This is a genomic window from Streptomyces gottesmaniae, from assembly GCF_031845845.1.
Classification (GTDB): domain Bacteria; phylum Actinomycetota; class Actinomycetes; order Streptomycetales; family Streptomycetaceae; genus Streptomyces; species Streptomyces akebiae.
On sequence record NZ_JAVRFJ010000007.1, the window covers coordinates 166103 to 183782 of the forward strand.

The 17680-nt window shown below is 67.8% G+C and carries 20 protein-coding genes; 10 read left to right on the top strand and 10 right to left on the bottom strand.

The annotated features are described in order from the left end of the window. Window positions 1-143: 143 nt before the first annotated feature. Window positions 144-458 (bottom strand): hypothetical protein, encoded by a 315-nt coding sequence (locus RM704_RS10885; protein ID WP_005482944.1) that lies wholly within the window; start codon window positions 456-458, stop codon window positions 144-146. A 264-nt stretch (window positions 459-722) separates the two neighbouring features. Here RM704_RS10885 and rpsF point away from each other — a divergent pair, with 264 nt between their 5' ends. The 4 genes from rpsF (at window position 723) to rplI (ending at window position 2454) form a co-directional block, all read left to right on the top strand. Then, on the top strand, window positions 723-1013 hold the full coding sequence (rpsF, locus tag RM704_RS10890) for a 30S ribosomal protein S6 (protein WP_005482942.1): 291 nt from the start codon (window positions 723-725) through the stop codon (window positions 1011-1013). A 77-nt stretch (window positions 1014-1090) separates the two neighbouring features. Beyond that, window positions 1091-1672, top strand: coding sequence for a single-stranded DNA-binding protein (locus RM704_RS10895; protein WP_033530672.1), 582 nt, complete (start codon window positions 1091-1093; stop codon window positions 1670-1672). Between the two features lie 80 nt (window positions 1673-1752). Then, window positions 1753-1989, top strand: coding sequence for a 30S ribosomal protein S18 (rpsR, locus tag RM704_RS10900; protein WP_003949403.1), 237 nt, complete (start codon window positions 1753-1755; stop codon window positions 1987-1989). A gap of 18 nt (window positions 1990-2007) precedes the next feature. Beyond that, window positions 2008-2454, top strand: coding sequence for a 50S ribosomal protein L9 (rplI, locus tag RM704_RS10905; protein WP_033530673.1), 447 nt, complete (start codon window positions 2008-2010; stop codon window positions 2452-2454). A 134-nt stretch (window positions 2455-2588) separates the two neighbouring features. On the opposite strand, the gene RM704_RS10910 is transcribed toward rplI, so the two are convergent. Then, the gene (locus RM704_RS10910) at window positions 2589-3932 is read right to left on the bottom strand and encodes an MATE family efflux transporter (RefSeq protein ID WP_033530674.1); all 1344 of its coding nucleotides are present in this window, start codon (window positions 3930-3932) and stop codon (window positions 2589-2591) included. A gap of 453 nt (window positions 3933-4385) precedes the next feature. Between RM704_RS10910 and dnaB the strand changes: the two genes are divergently transcribed. Both dnaB and RM704_RS10920 read left to right on the top strand, forming a co-directional pair. Beyond that, window positions 4386-5861 (top strand): replicative DNA helicase, encoded by a 1476-nt coding sequence (gene dnaB, locus RM704_RS10915; protein WP_033530675.1) that lies wholly within the window; start codon window positions 4386-4388, stop codon window positions 5859-5861. A 51-nt stretch (window positions 5862-5912) separates the two neighbouring features. After that, entirely contained in the window at window positions 5913-7298 is a 1386-nt protein-coding gene (locus RM704_RS10920; RefSeq protein WP_033530676.1) for a serine hydrolase domain-containing protein, read from the top strand. Window positions 7299-7378: 80 nt separating this feature from the next. On the opposite strand, the gene RM704_RS10925 is transcribed toward RM704_RS10920, so the two are convergent. Next, window positions 7379-7831 (bottom strand): GNAT family N-acetyltransferase, encoded by a 453-nt coding sequence (locus RM704_RS10925; protein WP_033530677.1) that lies wholly within the window; start codon window positions 7829-7831, stop codon window positions 7379-7381. 9 nt (window positions 7832-7840) lie between these two features. Then, window positions 7841-8299 (bottom strand): MarR family winged helix-turn-helix transcriptional regulator, encoded by a 459-nt coding sequence (locus RM704_RS10930; protein ID WP_033530678.1) that lies wholly within the window; start codon window positions 8297-8299, stop codon window positions 7841-7843. 140 nt (window positions 8300-8439) lie between these two features. On the opposite strand from RM704_RS10930, the gene RM704_RS10935 reads away from it, so the two are divergent. Continuing rightward, a complete protein-coding gene (locus RM704_RS10935) occupies window positions 8440-9651 on the top strand; it encodes an MFS transporter (protein WP_033530679.1) in 1212 nt (403 codons plus the stop codon). Window positions 9652-9683: 32 nt separating this feature from the next. On the opposite strand, the gene RM704_RS10940 is transcribed toward RM704_RS10935, so the two are convergent. Beyond that, entirely contained in the window at window positions 9684-10550 is an 867-nt protein-coding gene (locus tag RM704_RS10940) for a GNAT family N-acetyltransferase (RefSeq protein ID WP_033530835.1), read from the bottom strand. Between the two features lie 716 nt (window positions 10551-11266). Here RM704_RS10940 and RM704_RS10945 point away from each other — a divergent pair. Beyond that, complete coding sequence (locus tag RM704_RS10945; protein ID WP_438828907.1) at window positions 11267-12742, top strand: globin domain-containing protein; 1476 nt, start codon at window positions 11267-11269, stop codon at window positions 12740-12742. A gap of 38 nt (window positions 12743-12780) precedes the next feature. Here RM704_RS10945 and RM704_RS10950 read toward each other — a convergent pair whose 3' ends face one another. From RM704_RS10950 to RM704_RS10970, 5 genes are all read right to left on the bottom strand, one after another. Further along, window positions 12781-13263, bottom strand: coding sequence for an NUDIX domain-containing protein (locus tag RM704_RS10950; protein ID WP_033530680.1), 483 nt, complete (start codon window positions 13261-13263; stop codon window positions 12781-12783). A gap of 133 nt (window positions 13264-13396) precedes the next feature. Next, entirely contained in the window at window positions 13397-14302 is a 906-nt protein-coding gene (locus RM704_RS10955) for a LysR family transcriptional regulator (RefSeq protein WP_033530681.1), read from the bottom strand. Between the two features lie 189 nt (window positions 14303-14491). Further along, the gene (locus tag RM704_RS10960) at window positions 14492-15637 is read right to left on the bottom strand and encodes a cystathionine gamma-lyase (protein ID WP_033530682.1); all 1146 of its coding nucleotides are present in this window, start codon (window positions 15635-15637) and stop codon (window positions 14492-14494) included. Next, the gene (locus tag RM704_RS10965; protein WP_033530683.1) at window positions 15634-16125 is read right to left on the bottom strand and encodes a low molecular weight protein-tyrosine-phosphatase; all 492 of its coding nucleotides are present in this window, start codon (window positions 16123-16125) and stop codon (window positions 15634-15636) included. Before RM704_RS10965 ends, RM704_RS10960 begins: the two co-directional genes overlap by 4 nt. A 9-nt stretch (window positions 16126-16134) precedes the next feature. Then, window positions 16135-16512, bottom strand: coding sequence for a phage holin family protein (locus tag RM704_RS10970; protein ID WP_033530684.1), 378 nt, complete (start codon window positions 16510-16512; stop codon window positions 16135-16137). Between the two features lie 57 nt (window positions 16513-16569). On the opposite strand from RM704_RS10970, the gene RM704_RS10975 reads away from it, so the two are divergent. Both RM704_RS10975 and RM704_RS10980 read left to right on the top strand, forming a co-directional pair. After that, window positions 16570-16887, top strand: a complete 318-nt coding sequence (locus RM704_RS10975) for a cupin domain-containing protein (RefSeq protein ID WP_033530837.1) — start codon at window positions 16570-16572, stop codon at window positions 16885-16887. 161 nt (window positions 16888-17048) lie between these two features. Then, window positions 17049-17261, top strand: coding sequence for a DUF5326 family protein (locus RM704_RS10980; protein ID WP_033530685.1), 213 nt, complete (start codon window positions 17049-17051; stop codon window positions 17259-17261). The last annotated feature ends 419 nt before the right edge of the window (window positions 17262-17680 follow it).

Genomic DNA, 17680 nt, shown 5'->3' on the forward strand with positions numbered 1-17680 from the left:
GGCGCCCCGAATGGCTGTATGGAACCTGGAGCCCGGCCATCACGCGGTCAGGACGTCAGGTGGTGTTATTCGGCCGCTTGGTCCGATGTGAGACGACGGACAGCATGGATCGGTCTGCCGACCGTGCGACCGAGGGTGCGATGTCAGCCGATGACGCCGCCGAAGAGACCCCCGTGGGCCATGCCGAGGAAGAAGCCGACGGCCGAGGCACCGAGACCCACGATCAGGCCGAAGCGCTCACGGGTCGTCTCCGAGATGAACTGCCCGTACGCGCCGGTCAGGATTCCCACCAAGCCCGTCCAGGAACTGAGCAGATGCAGATGGTGGAACATCGCCGTGATGAACGAGACCGCCCCGAGTACAAGCGTCACGGCCAGCAGGGTGTCCTGCACTGGATGGGGCTTGTCGTCGGTGGCGAACAGGGAGCCGGCGATGTTGGGTCGCAATGTCTGTGCCATGGGGCACCTCCTGCGGAAGGCGGCGCATCGTAGCGCCATACACACCCGATGTGTACAGATTGACGGTCACCGCCACCGGATTTCAACCGGAAGCGGGTGTGCAGGTAGTCTGTACCGTCTGCACCGTTGTCTGCCTAGGCCATGACAGGGATCCCCATCGGGGACCCCCGATTGTCAGTGGCTGCCGATACCGTTGCGTACGCATCACAACCCTCCTGCCACGGAACGACCGTGGCCGTTGAGTCCAAAGGAGGTGGGTTCCACATGCGTCACTACGAGGTGATGGTCATCCTCGACCCCGATCTGGAGGAGCGCGCTGTCGCCCCCCTGATCGAGAACTTCCTCTCCGTCGTCCGTGAGGGCAACGGAAAGGTCGAGAAGGTCGACACCTGGGGCCGTCGTCGTCTCTCGTACGAGATCAAGAAGAAGCCTGAGGGCATCTACTCGGTCATCGACCTGCAGGCCGAGCCTGCGGTCGTCAAGGAGCTCGACCGCCAGATGAACCTGAACGAGTCGGTCCTCCGGACCAAGGTCCTCCGCCCCGAGACCCACTGAGCCTTCCCGCTCAGTCGATCCCGGGATCCGAGTAGCAGCACAAGCAGCCAGCAGCAAACCCGCCGAGAGGTTCCCCCATGGCAGGCGAGACCGTCATCACGGTCGTCGGCAATCTTGTCGACGACCCCGAGCTGCGCTTCACCCCGTCCGGTGCGGCGGTCGCGAAGTTCCGTGTCGCGTCCACCCCCCGCACCTTCGACCGTCAGACCAACGAGTGGAAGGACGGCGAAAGCCTGTTCCTGACCTGCTCGGTCTGGCGTCAGGCGGCGGAGAACGTCGCCGAGTCGCTCCAGCGAGGCATGCGCGTCATCGTGCAGGGCCGACTGAAGCAGCGGTCCTACGAGGACCGTGAGGGCGTCAAGCGCACGGTCTACGAGCTGGACGTCGAGGAAGTCGGCGCCAGCCTGCGCAGTGCCACGGCCAAGGTGACCAAGACCGCCGGAGGCGGCCGCGGTGGCCAGGGCGGTTACGGTGGCGGTGGCGGCCAGGCCGGCGGCAGTTGGGGCGGAAGCCCCGGTGGCGGCCAGCAGGGTGGCGGCGCTCCCGCCGACGACCCGTGGGCCAGCGGCGCTCCCGCCGGTGGCAACCAGGGCGGCAGCGGCGGCTGGGGCGGAAGCTCCGGCGGCGGTGGCGGCTACTCGGACGAGCCCCCCTTCTAAGGCTTCGTGGCCGGATCACCGGTCGTCGAGGTCAAGGGCGGGGCCGTACCCCAAACTTCTTGATCACACAGGAGAATCACATGGCGAAGCCGCCTGTGCGCAAGCCGAAGAAGAAGGTCTGCGCATTCTGCAAGGACAAGGTCACGTACGTGGACTACAAGGACACGAACATGCTGCGGAAGTTCATTTCCGACCGCGGCAAGATCCGTGCCCGCCGCGTGACCGGCAACTGCACGCAGCACCAGCGTGACGTCGCCACGGCCGTCAAGAACAGCCGTGAGATGGCGCTGCTGCCCTACACGTCCACCGCGCGATAAGGGAAGGGTGACCGACACATGAAGATCATCCTTACCCACGAGGTCTCTGGCCTCGGCGCTGCCGGCGAGGTCGTCGACGTCAAGGACGGCTACGCTCGCAACTACCTGATCCCGCGGAAGTTTGCGATCCGCTGGACCAAGGGCGGCGAGAAGGACGTCGAGCAGATCCGTCGTGCTCGCAAGATCCACGAGATCCAGACCATCGAGCAGGCCAACCAGATCAAGGGCCAGCTCGAGGCCGTCAAGGTCCGTCTGGCTGTCCGCTCCGGCGACGCCGGTCGTCTCTTCGGTTCCGTCACCCCGGCCGACATCGCTTCCGCGATCAAGGCTTCCGGTGGTCCCGAGGTCGACAAGCGCCGCATCGAGCTGGGTGCGCCGATCAAGACGCTGGGCGCTCACGAGACGTCCGTGCGTCTGCACCCCGAGGTTGCCGCCAAGGTCAACATCGAGGTCATCGCGGCCTAAGGGTCGCGCTCGCTGAGGCGGTATATGGGGCCGCACCCTCAGGGTGCGGCCCCATATACATGTCAGGGGGCGATGTTTCACGTGAAACGGAGCGGGCTTCGCTGTGTTCTCACCGCGAGGTAAGGCCCGGACTCTCAGCGGGTCGCTCCGGTGACGACCCAGAGGCCGGACCGGGATCGCAGCCAAAGGGTCACCATGCGCGTCGCCATCATCAGCGTCATGGCGCCCCAGAGGGCCGTCAGACCACCGCCGAAGGTCGGGACGAGCAGGGCGGTCGGAACGAAGACCGCCAGGGTCAGGAGCATGGCCCGCGCGAGGTAGGGGCCGTCTCCCGCGCCCATCAGCACGCCGTCCAGCACGAAGACGACCCCAGAGATCGGCTGGGCGAGCGCCACCACGATCAGAGCGGGCAGTGCTGCTTCCTGGACTGTCGGATCGCTGGTGAAGAGCGGAATGAACAGGGGGCGGGCAGCGACCACCAGGAGTCCGAGCAGGGAACCCGTGGCGACCCCCCACTGCACCATCCGGCGGCAGGCATCACGGGCCCCTTGGGCGTCTCCCGCGCCGAGGTAGCGGCCGATGATGGCCTGTCCGGCGATGGCGATCGCGTCCAGGGCGAAGGCGAGCAGGCTCCAGAGCGAGAGGATGATCTGGTGTGCGGCGATGTTCTCGTCCCCGAGCCGGGCGGCCACGGCGGTGGCGATCATGAGGATCGCCCGCAGCGAGAGCGTGCGGACCAGCAGAGGTGCCCCCGCTTGAGCCGAGGCTCGTATGCCCTCGATGTCTGGACGCAGTGAGGCGCCGTGTTTGCGGGCGCCCCGGATCACGACCCAGAGGTACGCGGCAGCCATGCCGAGTTGTGCGATGACCGTCCCCCATGCGGACCCTGCGATTCCCAGGTCGGCCCCGTAGACGAGACCTGCGTTCAGAGCACCGTTGGCGACGAAGCCCGCCACTGCGACGTAAAGAGGGGTCTTCGTGTCCTGGAGACCGCGCAGGACACCTGTGGCGGCGAGTACGACGAGCATGGCCGGGATGCCGAGCGCCGAGATCCGCAGATAGGTCGTCGCATAGGGAGCTGCCGTGTCCGAGGCCCCGAAGAGAGCGACAAGGGTGGGGGCCGTGGGCACGACGACCGCGACGACGGCTGCTCCCAGCAGCACGGCGAGCCAGATGCCGTCCACGCCCTGGCGGATGGCGGCCCGAAGCTCGCCGGCTCCTAGGCGCCGGGCGACGGCGGCCGTGGTGGCGTAGGCGAGGAACACGAACACGCTCACTGCGGTGACGAGGAGGGCCGAGGCGACACCGAGACCGGCAAGTTGTGCGGTGCCGAGGTGGCCGACGATCGCGGTGTCGACCATGAGGAAGAGCGGTTCGGCGACGAGCGCGCCGAAGGCCGGAACGGCCAGCGTGATGATCTCTCGATCGTGCCGACGCCGGGTGGCCTTACCGGTCGCGGAAGCCTGTGTCATGAGCATCAATCTAATCTTCCACAGGTAAGAGATGCAATCCACTAGTGACTGTTACATACTGCCTGGTGGAGCGTGTTCTCGCGCACCTATCGTGATGATCTTGATCCGGTCGGGAAAGTTTTTCTTCTGCACAGCCCGTGGATGGTAGAAGCCCAGTTCAGAGCGGTAATCCGGGCGTGGGAGGGGTCTTGTTCACAGGGCTGTCCACCGAGTCGTGCACAGGTTTTGCGGGGTTCTCCACAGCATCTGGGCCGTCGTCCACATGGCCTGTGGATAACCAGATTGGCTGACGGTGCCGACGGGCCTACGGTGGTGCGGCGCCCACTCCCCTGGCCGATCACGGAAACCTCGCAAAACCGACGCGCCAGAACCGGAGTTGGGCGTCTCATTTGTCAGTGCCGTGCCGTAGAAATGAGAAGCACGGCGAGGTCCGCTCGGCGGACGGGAGGAGGTCGCTCGGTGAGCATTTCCGAGCCCTTGGACGACCCGTGGGCCGACAGCGGACCCAGCGATCGTCTGCCCTCTTCCCGTCGGCGTCCGGACGGCGACCGGGGCAGGGACGACCGGCACGACCGGGGCAGGGACAACGGGGAGTGGGACGGCGGGGGTTCGGCCTTCGAGCGCGTGCCGCCGCAGGATCTTGACGCCGAGCAATCAGTCCTCGGTGGCATGCTGCTGTCCAAGGACGCCATCGCCGACGTGGTCGAGATCCTCAAGGGCCCCGACTTCTACAAGCCGGCGCACGAGACCATCTACCAGGCGATCCTCGACGTCTACGCCAAGGGCGAGCCCGCCGACCCCATCACCATCGCCGCCGAGCTCACCAAGCGCGGCGAGATCACCAAAGTGGGCGGTGCCTCTTATCTGCACACGCTCGTCCAGACGGTGCCGACGGCGGCGAACGCCGAGTACTACGCGGAGATCGTCCACGAGCGGGCAGTCCTGCGCCGCCTCGTCGAGGCCGGCACCCGTATCACCCAGATGGGATACGCGGCCGACGACGACGTGGACGAGATCGTCAACAGAGCCCAGGCCGAGATCTTCGCGGTCACCGAGCAGCGCACGACCGAGGACTATCTGCCGCTCGGCGACATCATGGAGGGCGCGCTCGACGAGATCGAGGCGATCGGTTCACGGTCGGGGGAGATGACCGGTGTGCCGACCGGCTTCACGGACCTAGACCAGCTCACCAATGGTCTGCACCCAGGCCAGATGATCATCATCGCGGCTCGTCCCGCCATGGGTAAATCCACGCTGGCGCTGGACTTCGCCCGCGCTTGTTCGATCAAGCACAACATGCCGAGCGTGATCTTCTCGCTCGAGATGGGGCGCAACGAGATCGCGATGCGTCTGCTGTCGGCCGAGGCACGCGTGGCCCTTCACCACATGCGGTCCGGCACGATGACGGACGAGGACTGGACGCGGCTGGCTCGCCGGATGCCGGACGTGTCGGCAGCGCCGCTCTACATCGACGACTCCCCGAACCTGTCGATGATGGAGATCCGGGCCAAGTGCCGACGCCTGAAGCAGCGCAACGATCTGAAGCTCGTCATCATCGACTATCTGCAGCTCATGCAGTCCGGCGGCAAGCGGTCCGAGAGCCGCCAGCAGGAAGTCTCGGACATGTCGCGAAACCTGAAGCTGCTGGCCAAGGAGCTGGAGCTGCCGGTGATCGCCCTGTCGCAGCTCAACCGTGGTCCCGAGCAGCGTACGGACAAGAAGCCCATGGTCTCCGACCTGCGTGAGTCGGGATCGATCGAGCAGGACGCCGACATGGTGATCCTGCTGCACCGCGAGGACGCCTACGAGAAGGAGTCGCCGCGCGCCGGCGAGGCGGACATCATCGTGGGCAAGCACCGTAACGGTCCGACGGCCACGATCACGGTCGCCTTCCAGGGCCACTACTCGCGGTTCGTCGACATGGCACAGACCTGACCCGCCGAAATGCGCTCGACTCCCGGCGCCCCGGCCCGGTGGACTGAGCGCATGACAACACCTCACGAAGAGCTGCTTCCTGCCACGCGCCGGGCCCTGCTGCACCGTATTGCCGTCGCTCAGACCGAGGGGCGGGCACCGTCTCTGGTCGCGGCGGTGGTCCGGGGCGGGGAGACGGTGTGGAACGGGGCACGGACCTCGGTGGACGGGCACGGGCCGGACACGAACGTGCAGTACCGGATCGGTTCGATCACCAAGACCTTCACCGCTGTTCTGGTCATGCGGCTGCGTGATGAAGGCGCACTGAACCTCGGCGACCCGCTGGAGAAGCATCTGCCGGGCACCGGCGCGGGGGAGGCGACCATCGCCGACCTGCTCGCACACACGGGAGGACTGGCGGCGGAGTCCCCTTCGCCCTGGTGGGAGCGCACCTCGGGATCCCTGCGCCCGGAACTCGCCGATGTTCTCGGGGAGCAGCCCCATCGCCATCCCGTAGGCCGTCGTTTCCACTACTCCAACCCCGGGTTCACCCTCCTCGGCGCGCTCGTCGAGCAGCTGCGAGGTGCTCCCTGGGAAGAGGTCCTGCGACGAGAGGTTCTCGAACCCCTCGGCCTGCGCCGCACTACCTGGCACCCGGAGGCACCGCACGCGGGTGGCTGGGCCGTACACCCCTGGGCGGACGTGATGTTGCCGGAGCAGGTCGAGGACCTGGGCCGTATGGGACCCGCAGGGCAACTCTGGTCCACGGCAGGCGACTTGGCTCGCTTCGCGGTCTTCCTGGCGAAGGGGGACGAATGGGTGTTGAGTGCGGAGTCGGTCCTGGAGATGCGGACGCCGGCCGCGCCGGGGGAGGCCGCCGATGTGGCGGCCGGAGCGGCGTACGGGCTGGGGATGCAGCTTCAGCACCGAGACGGCCGGTTCCTCGTCGGTCATGGAGGCTCGGTCCCTGGTTTCCTCGCCCAACTCACCATCAGTGTCGATGACGATGTGGCAGCCGTCGTGCTGACCAACTGCACCTCAGGGCCGGTGGTGTTGGAGGTCGCTGCCGACCTCGTACGCATCGTGGCGGATGCCGAACCGCGGATCCCCGAGCCGTGGCGGCCGCTGACCGAAGTCGACCAGTCGGTCCTGGAGCTGGTCGGCCCTTGGTACTGGGGGACGTACAGCTTCGTGCTGCGGCTCACCTCCGAAGGAGGTCTCACGTTGGAGCCGCTCGCAGCCACCCTGCGCGGTGCTCGTTTCCGACGTAACGACGACGGCACGTGGACGGGGCTCAACGGCTACTTCGCCGGAGAGCTCCTGCAGGCCGTACGAAGGCCCGACGGGACCCTGAGTCACCTGGACCTCGGGTCGTTCGTGTTCACCCGTCAGCCGTACGACGAGGGGGCTCCGGTGCCCGGTGGAGTGGATCCCGAGGGGTGGCGCGGGATCGCATAGGCGCGGTTCTGGTGCAGCCGGGGTCCCGGCTCGCGATGTTTCACGTGAAACAGGACCCCACAGCCATCCCGGGCCGCTTCTCAGAGCGGCAGTTTGAAGCCCACGTGGGTGGCCTCGAAGCCGAGCCGCTCGTAGAAGCGGTGTGCTTCGGTGCGTGTGACATCGGACGTCAGCTGCACCAACTGACAACCCTGAGCCCGTGCTGAGTCGATCGCCCACTCGATGAGCCGTGAACCGAGGCCGCTGCCGCGCTCATCGGTGTGTACCCGTACGCCCTCGATGATCGCGCGGGTGGAGCCGCGTCTGGAGAGTCCCGGAACGATCGTCAGCTGGAGCGTCCCGACGACACGGCCCTGACGGACCGCGACCACCACGTGTTGGTGAGGGTCGCCTGTCAGACGCTCCAGGGCGGTGAGGTAGGGGGTCAGGTCGTCCGGTGACTCTCGCTGGGCGCCCAAGGGGTCGTCGGCCAACATCGCGACGATCTCCGAGACGTCCTCCCCGGTCGCCGGGCGTATGTCCAGATCTCCCATGCCCGCACCCTACGCCGCCGTGTTCAGTGACTCCACGACGCGGACGAGTGGGGCCAGTTCGGGGTTCTCCGCGGCCGCGTCCAGTGCCTCGCGCAGGGCGGCGTCATTGGTGGGGCGTGCCGCCGCGAGGAGTTGCAGGCCTGCCTCGGAGACATCGGTGTAGATGCCTCGACGGTCGGTGGGGCACAGGTAGCGCGCGAGCAGTCCACGATCCTCGAGCCGGGTGACCAGACGAGTGGTCGCGCTCTGGCTGAGGACGACCGCGTCGGCGACCTGCTTCATCTGGAGGTGCCCACCCTCGCCGTCGTGCTGGCGACTCAGCACATCGAGCAGGGAGTACTCGCGCACGCTCAGGTCGTGCCCGGCCTGCAGCGCGCGTTCGATGTGGGCCTCGATCCTCCCGTGCAACAAGGAGAGAGCGCACCAGCCCTGGGCCAGGGCGGTGAGCGCGGGATCCGTGGCTGTCATCGGTGTTCCTCCGTCCCAGAGCCGTCGTCACCAGGATAGGCCACCCCATGCAATTGCCAGCTTCTGCCGATAAAGCGCGTCTGCAAGTATTGTGTACGCTTGTAAAGCGCACATGCAATCTTCTGGAAGGTGTCGCCCTCATGCCCCTTGCGCTTCTGGCCCTCGCGATCGGGGCCTTCGGCATCGGAACGACCGAGTTCGTGATCATGGGGGTGCTACCCGAGGTCGCCGGCGACTTCGATGTCTCCATCCCCACCGCAGGCTTCCTCGTGACCGGCTACGCGCTCGGCGTCGTGCTCGGTGCGCCGATCACGACCGCCCTGGGCACGCGGGTGTCCCGCAAGCGGATGCTCTTGCTGCTGATGGCGCTTTTCATCGTGGGCAACCTGCTCTCCGCGGCCGCCCCCGCCTACTCCGTCATGCTCCTCGGGCGGGTCGTCGCCTCACTCGCACACGGCGCCTTCTTCGGTATCGGCTCGGTGGTCGCGGCCGATCTCGTCGCCCCGCACCGGAAGGCCGGTGCTCTCGCGATGATGTTCAGCGGTCTGACCGTCGCGAACGTCGTGGGTGTCCCCCTGGGCACTCTGATCGGGCAGTCCCTCGGTTGGAGGGTCACCTTCGCCGGGGTCGCGGCCCTGGGAGTCGTCGGGCTGCTGGGCATCGCCCGGCTGGTCCCCGAGATGCCCAGGCCGGCAGAGGTCCGCCTTCGGCACGAGCTGGCGGCGTTCAAGAACGTCCAGGTTGTGCTGGCCATGGCGATGACCGTGCTCGGCTTCGGAGGGGTCTTCGCGGCAGTCACCTACATCGCGCCGATGATGACGCATGTCGCCGGCTTCGCCGACTCCTCCGTCACCTGGCTCCTCGTTCTCTTCGGCCTCGGCATGGTCGGCGGCAACCTCTTGGGCGGCAAGTACGCGGACCGCGCGCTGATGCCCATGCTGTACGTCTCGCTGGGCGCCCTGGCCGTCGTCCTCGCCCTGTTCTCACTCACCGCCCATGGCAAGATTACCGCCGCTGTGACCCTCACCCTGGTGGGCGCCCTGGGCTTCGCGACCGTACCGCCGCTGCAGAAGAGAGTCCTCGACCAGGCGCACGGCGCACCCACACTGGCCTCGGCCGTGAACATAGGCGCCTTCAACCTCGGCAACGCACTCGCCGCCTGGCTCGGCGGCCTCGTCATCGACGCGGGCCTCGGCTACACGGCACCCAACTTGGTCGGAGCCGCTCTCGCCGCGAGCGCCCTCGTGCTGGCGTTCGTCGCGGCAGCGCTGGAGCGCAGGGAGAACGTCGTCGGCACGGTCGTTGCGGGGTCTGCGGGAGTGGACGCTCGGCGGTCACCCGTCCACCACTGACGGCGGGCGGGCCGAGACCGCGGGTGCCGGCCTCAGCCGGCTGCCACGGTCAGCGGGGCGTAACGCCTGGCCCAGTCACCCGGTAGCTCCGAGATCCCGTACGTCATCACGGAGTTGAAGGCGATCGAAGCCAGGCCACGGCCCTTCACCCACGTCAGCAGCTCCTCGTGGCGGACGTCGATGTCGGTGCGCAACGGTCGGTCCGTGTGGGCGGCGAGGGAAGCGATGAGTGCCTTCGCCGCCTCCGTGTCACGGGCGATCAGTGGGCCGACGACCTGGTCGTTCAGATTGGGCCAGGCGGCTGCGTATCCGATGATCCGGCCGTTCTCCTCCGCGACGCGCAGTTGGTCGGCGAAGGCGGGTAGCCGGGTGAGGACGTGGGTGCGGTCCGTGCCGAAAACCTCTTCGTCGAGCCGAAGGATCGTGATGAGATCCTCGGCCGTGGCCGGGCGAGTGAAAACCGCAGAGTCCGGTCCCCCGGCCGTGAAGTGCCCGCGCACCATCTCGGCCCGTCCGGTGACCTTGAAGCCCAGCTCCTCGTAGAGCGGGCGCCCGTGCGGGGTGGCGTGCAGAGTCAGCGGTGTCGTCCCCATCTCCGCGAGGACATGCTGCATAAGGCTGCGGCCGATGCCCTGGCGGGCGTGCCGCTCGGCGACCAGCACCATGCCGATCGCCCCCAGTTCGGGGCGGCCCGCCGGGCCGTACTCGGTGACCACACAGGCAGTGATCAGCCCGCCCTCAGGGTCATCGACGCCGTATCCCGTGCCGGCCGACAGAAGCAGCCCCCACTTGTGCTCCTCGCGAGGCCAGCCCCGGTCCTCGGAGAGGTCGGCGCATGCGGTGAGATCGCGAGGCGTCAGACGGCGGATGGGCAGAGGGGTGGGGAAAGGTGTCGACACGCAGGTCAGGTTGTCCGACACGCGCCCCTGGCGTCCACCGGTTTGCCGTCGTTGTGCGCCGTTCTGGCCATCTCGTGCACCGGTCGTGCACAGCGTGCAGACGGATGTTTCACGTGAAACATCCATCTCTGGGCATACGCGTGCGGGCACGGCTGGCCTCAGCATTCATGACATGACGTATTCGAGGGTCGCGAACGGGGCGCGTACCGGTCGCGATCGGAGGAGTGTCGCTCGTCTGCGTGCCCTCGGCGGCAAGATCTGTGAGATGCCTATGAATGGGTGTGACGGGCCGGGTAATTGAAGGAATCGCTGATTCGCACCCGTTGAATTCCGGTCTGGCCCAGGGGGGACTTGTGCGTGACCGCCCTGCCGGTAGGGTCGAGTCCGGTTCGTGTCCGAAGCGAGATGCAGTCGTCTCATGGTGGGGGTGCGAACGCAGCTCAATGCAGCCTAACCGGACAGGGAGATCGAGAACCTGCGTTTACCGTGACCAGGCGGGGGCGTTCGCGCGCTGTGCAACGCTGCCGTGAGTGCTGCGGCTCACGTCACACTCTTATCTACTTGTCCGTACGGAGCGGGAACCCGGATTGAATGTGGCTGCATTGGTCGACGGGGAACCAACGGGAATAGCAAGGCCGTCCGCGGGGGAAAACGTGCGACTTCCGACTGGAGGGCGTACGCAGATCGACCGAAAGATGCTCGAGGCGAGGCAGACCATGGACGCTCCGACCACCACGTCGGCCGGTAACGGTACTTCGGGGGACACTGACGGAGGCGGTTGGTTCACGCCTCGCACATCGCCGCCGCCCCCTGGCGGAGGCCAGGAGCCAGAGGGCAACCGCCTCGCAGCCCTGCGACCTGTGGGCCGCTCCCAGGAGCCGCCGAACGGCCCACAGCAAAACAGGGACAGCGCCCCGCGGGAACGAATACAGACCGGCGCGGATCTCCCTCCCAGCGACCCACTCAGCTCTCCGACCGCCCCGGACCAGGGCCCTCCGCACGCCCCGGATCACGGCTCCGACCACTCCGTCTTCGACCCTCGCGTGCCGGACGAGCCTGCCGGACACACCGCCAACGCTTCCCCCGACGCCGTTCTCATCCGGCGGACCATGGCCGAGGTCGGACCTGTCGCCGACAAGGTCACCTCGTACTTCTACGCGCTGCTCTTCGTTCAGCACCCGGAGTTGCGCTCGATGTTCCCCCCGGCGATGGACGCCCAGCGCGACCGCCTGCTCAAGGCGCTGCTGACCGCCGCCGAGCACATCGACAACACTCCCGTCCTCGTCGACTACCTGCAGAATCTCGGCCGTGGCCACCGCAAGTACGGGACCCAGGCCGAGCACTACCCGGCTGTCGGCGAATGTCTGATCGGCGCGCTGAGCCGGTACGCCAAGGCGAGTTGGAACGACGAGACCGAGGCTGCCTGGGTGCGGACGTACACGACGATCTCCCAGGTGATGATCGATGCGGCGGCTGCGGACGAGCTGCGGTCCCCGCCGTGGTGGCTCGCCGAGGTCGTCTCACACGATCTGAGAACCGCGGACACAGCGATCATCACTGTCCGCCCGAACCAGCCTTACCCCTTCCTCGCCGGGCAGTACACGAGCCTGGAGACCCCTTGGTGGCCGCGGATCTGGCGGCACTATTCGTTCGCCTCCGCGCCCCGCTCGGACGGGTTGCTGTCGTTCCATGTGAAGGCGATCTCCGCGGGCTGGGTCTCCAACTCGCTCGTGCACCGCGCCCGGCCGGGTGACGTGCTGCGTCTGGGGCCGCCTGCCGGCGGGATGACCGTCGACCACACCAGCGACAGCGGCCTGCTCTGTCTGGGCGGGGGCACCGGTATCGCGCCGATCAAAGCCATCGTGGAGGACGTGGCCGAGCACGGACGGCACCGCCCCGTCGAGGTCTTCTACGGAGCCCGCACCGGCCAGGATCTCTACGACCTCGACACCTTGCTACGGCTGCAGCAGAGCAACTCCTGGCTCGATGTCCGTCCGGTCGTGGACAAGCACGGACTGTTGCAATTGCCCGACGCCATACGGGACCACGGCCCCTGGAACGGGTACGACGCCTACCTCTCCGGTCCGCCCGGCATGATCCGCAGTGGTGTGGACGCGCTGAAGGCCGCCGGGATTTCAGCCGACCGCATACGCCACGACTCGGTGGAGGAGCTGGTGGCTGCCGGGGACTGACGTCTGAGACCGGGAGGGTGATTGATCGCCGGAGGTCGTCAGCCCAGGTCGGGCGCGTGCATCGCCCGCACCCCCTCGATGTTCCCGTCCAGGTAGTGCCGCAGGGACAACGGGACGAGATGTACGGAGGCGATGCCGACCCGGGTGAAGGGGATGCGCACGATCTCGTATTCCCCCAGAGGCTCATCCACTTCGGGGCCGTGTCGCTTGGAAGGGTCCATGGACTCCAGACGACAGACGAAGAAGTGCTGGACCTTCACACCGGTGGCGCCGCCGTCCTCGCCGATGTGTTCGACGGTGTCCACGAAACAGGGCACCACATCGGTGATCTTGGCGCCGAGCTCCTCGTGGACTTCGCGGTGGAGCGCGTCGACGACCGTGGTGTCCTCCGGTTCGACACCGCCGCCCGGCGTGAGCCAGTAGGGATCCATGCCCGGCTTGGTCCGCTTGATCAGGATCAGGTCGTCGCCGTCGAGCAGAACGGCGCGGGCGGTGCGCTTGACCACGGGTCGTACGGTCATGGGAGAAATGTGGCCCCGCATGTTCCACGTGAAACATCACCGTGGCCAGGAAGAGTGGCACCCCGGCGCTCACAGTCCGTCTGCGGTCGTCCTGCGGTCGGCACCCTCTCTGCGCGGAGGCTCCAAGAGTGCCTCAGGACCAGTTCGCTGCTGTCCCCAACAGCCACTCGTGGGCCCGCGCGATGTGCGGCATGGCCAGGGTGCCGGTGCGGACCACCAGGAAATAGGTCCGCAGCGGCGGCACAGCGGGTTCGAGGAGCGTGACGAGGTCACCACGCTCCAGGGCGGAAGCGCACAGGTAACGGGGGACCACGGCCAGCCCGGCCCCCGAGATCGCGCAGGCGATCACCGCGCGCAGATCGGGGACGACGACGGTCCCGGAGGTGCCTGGCCTGGCGTCGAAGACCGCCGCCCAGTAGCGGGCGATGAAGGGCAGTGACTCGTGTACCTCGACGAGGGGAAGCTCCTCCAGCGTGTGCGCCCCCTTGCGCCCCAGCCTGCCCGGGCCGATCTCGTCCGCCCAGCGCGGGGCGGCGACCAGGACGTGCTCCTCGTCGCAGAGGGGGGCTGCGCTGAGCAGGGCACCACGCGGCTGTGCGGTGGTGATGGCCAGGTCGTGGTGCCCGGCGGCAAGGCCCTCCAGCGCCTCGTCGGAGTTCCCGAAGGAGACCCGCAGCGCGAAGCCCTGGCCGTCGTCGCGGGTCAGGACGGTGAGCGCGGGCAGGGCCCGCTCGGCGGTGAATTCCGGAGGTCCGGCGAGGTGCAGGGTCCGTAAGGAGGAGTCGTCGTCGAGGCCGGTCTCGGCGATCTCCACCAGCGCGTCGAGATGCGGCGCGGCCTTGTGGGCGAGCTCGTCGCCGATGGTCGTCGGAGTCACCCCCCGGGCCTTCCGCAGGAAGAGCGGGCGGCCCAACTGGCGCTCCAGAGTGCGTATCTGGGAAGTGACGGCCGGCTGTGAAAGACCCAGCAGGGCGGCGGCACGGGTGAAGGAACCGGCCCGGTGCACGGTCACGAACGTCCGCAGTAGGGCCAGATCCATGGTCGCCTCCCCTCGCTGCCTCCGGAGCGCCCAACTATAAATAAGTCGATAGGTCTCTGTCGCTACTGTGATTGGACACTGACACAGAGTCAACTAGCCTTGTTCGCGCGGTTCTTCGCGCGGAGAACCGGGGACGGTCCGAGCCACGAGGGGGGAGGCTCGGACCGTCCGTTGTGCGTAGCGTCGGCGCTAGTCGGCGGCAACAGTGAGCGCCCGCAGTACGTCCGCCACGAGATCGTCCGTGTCCTCAGCGCCGGCCGAGAAACGGATGAAGCCCTCCGGAACCGCGTCACCTCCCCAGCGGCCGCGTCGCTCGGCGGTGGAGCGCACCCCGCCGAAGCTCGTGGCGTCGTCCACGAGGCGTAGCGCGTCGAGGAAACGGTCGGCACGCGCGCGCGTGGGCAACGCGAACGACACCACGCACCCGTAGCGCCGCATCTGCTGTGAGGCGATCTTGTGCGAGGGATCGTCGGGCAGCCCGGGATAGCGCACCCCGGTGACCTCGGGCCGGCCTTTGAGCGCCTCGGCCACCGCCAGGGCGTTGACGTTCTGCCGGTCGGCACGGAGTTGGAGCGTGGCGAGCGAGCGGTGTGCGAGCCAGGCCTCCATCGGGCCGGGGATCGCTCCGACGATCTTGCGCCATCGCCGCACGTCGGCCATCAGCGCGGGGTCGCGCCCGGCGACGTACCCGAGCAGGACGTCCCCGTGGCCGGTCAGCTGTTTCGTTCCACTGGCCACGGCGAAGTCGGCACCCAGATCCAGTGGGCGCTGCCCCAGTGGTGTCGCCAGGGTGTTGTCGACGGCCACCAGACACCCACGCGCACGTGCCGCTTCGCTGAGCCGCCGCACGTCGCACACGTCCAGCCCCGGGTTCGACGGTGTCTCGATCCACAGCAGTCTGGCGCCGTCCAGAGCGTCGAGCTGGGCGTTGCCGCCCGTCGGTGCGCTGCGCACCTCGACGCCGTACGCCCGCAGTTGTTCACCGGCGAGCGGAAGTACGTTGTAGCCGTCGCTCGGCAGGACGAGGACGTCACCGGAGCGCACCTGGGAGAAGAGGACGGCCGAGATGGCGGCCATGCCGGACGCGAAGGCGACCGTCTCGACGTCGTCCTGCCCGGGGGCCTCCAGTTCGCCGATGGCCCGTTCCAGCAGCGTCCAGGTGGGGTTCTGGTCGCGTCCATAGGCGTACGGGCCCGTGGGCTCGCCCGGCAGGTGATAGTGGGCGGCGAAGACCGGTCCGGGGAGGGTGGGCTCGTGCTTGACGGGCTCGGGCAGTCCGGCGCGCACCGCGCGGGTGCCCTCGCCGAGGCCCGAAGCGGGGTTCTCGGTGCTCATGCGGCCCCTACCTCGACCTTCTCGCGCACGGTGGCCAGCAGACCTGGGCTCGCGGCCTCCACGAGCTCCAGACACTCCTCGAACCCGTCCATGCCCCCGTAGTAGGGGTCCGGAACGTCGAGGTCGTCTCCGGCGGCGGGGTCGTAGGAACGCAGGAGGCGGATCTTGTCCGCATCCGCCGCCGTCGGGGCGAGGCGGCGCAGGGCCTTGAGGTGGCCCTTGTCGAGGGCTATGACGAGGTCGAGGCGGGAGAACCACGAGACCTGGAACTGCCGGGCCGCATGGACGCTTCCGTAGCCGTTCGACTCCAGGACCACGACCGTGCGCGGATCGGCGGCGTCGCCCTCGTGCCAGCCCCCGGTCCCCGCGCTGTCGACCTCGACCACTGCGCCGAGCCCCGCCTCTTCGACGCGGGCGCGGAAGACGGACTCGGCCATCGGGGAACGGCAGATGTTGCCGGTGCAGACGAAACAGACTCGGTACGTCATGCCGGGCCCTCAGTCCCCGTCGGGCAGGACGAGGGAAAGCGCCCAGGAGACGATCGAGATGATCAGGCCGCCGAGAACGGCGATCCAGAAGCCCTCCACGTGGAAACTCAGGTCGAGGACGTCGGCCAGCCAGGAGGTGAGCAGAAGCATCAGGGCGTTCACGATCAGCGTGAACAGGCCGAGCGTGAGAATGAACAGGGGGAGGGTCAGCAGCTGTACGAGCGGCTTGACCACCGCGTTCACCAGGCCGAAGACTAGGGCGACCAGCAGCAGCGTGCCGACCTTCTTGCCCGTGCTGTCCCCGGTCAGCGTGATCTTGTCCACCAGCCACACCGCGACCGCAAGGGCGCCCGCGTTGGCGATCGTCTTGACTAGGAAATTCATCATGTGTCTGATCGTGGCAGAAGCGATTGGTACGAGTACTGGGCAGGGGCGACTAAGTCGATGAAGGCATTCCGGTTGGACGAACTGGAGGCGGAGCGCGCCGCCAACGACGGCGCATACCTGCAGTTCCTGCGCGAGCGGAACATGTCGGTCGGCCTGTACGCGCTCGATGCCGGCGAGCTCGATCCGCAGAGGCCGCACAGCCAGGACGAGGTGTACCTCGTCGTGAGCGGCCGTGCCTCGCTCACGGTGGGGCTGGAGACGACTCAGGTGGCGCGCGGCAGTGTCGTGTATGTGCCTGCCGGGGTCGCCCACAAGTTCCACCACATCACCGAGGACCTGAGGGTCGTCGTGGTGTTCTCTCCGCCGGAGGGCTGACGTCCACTTCGGCGTTCCCTAGGGGGACGATCAGGGACGGACAAGGGGTGCGAAGCCCCCGGAACGCTCCTGCGCGGGCCTAGCATCGACGACAAGGCAGCAGAAGGCCCGGAATCAGTGTCCCGGTGGCGGGCGACGGGTGGAGACAAGGAGCAAGGGCGATGCGGGAGATCTTCGCGGGGATGCCGTGGTGGGTGAAGTGGATCGCGATGCCGGTCATCGCCCTGCTGGTGTTCGGAGGGCTGATAGTCAGCGTCGTCCAGGTCGTGGTCGGCCTGCTCTTCAAGGTGCTGGTCTTCGTGGCCCTGGTCGGCGGACTGATCTACGTCGTCAGGAAGTTCACGGCGGGGTCCTCGTCGCGCGGCGACTGGTGAGGTGTCAGCGCCGTGCAACGGCTGAGGCGTGAGTGGGTGAAGCCCGTCAGGGCGCGGCGGTAACAGGAACGTGAGGTTCCCTCGCCAGGGGGAAGTTTCCCGGCGGGGCCGTCTGCGGGCGGTGAGGGGCGGCTAGAGTCCGGAAACTCGTCGCGGGCTCGATCCCCGCGAGCGGCGCATCTCCTCCCGTGCCCCCGCACGGGCGGCCCTCCTCGCGCTTCGGGAGTGACCCTTGGCCACGGCTGACACCGCACCAGCAGAACAGCTCTCCCCACCCGCCAGGCCAAGCCCCCGGTCGGCTCAGAGCGCGGTTCCTCCTACGCAGCCGGGCCCACGATCAAGCCCGGTGACTGCCGAGCAGCCACGTGCCCGGGCCCCTGAGACGCATGGCCCACCACCACCCCCGCGTACGACGCCCT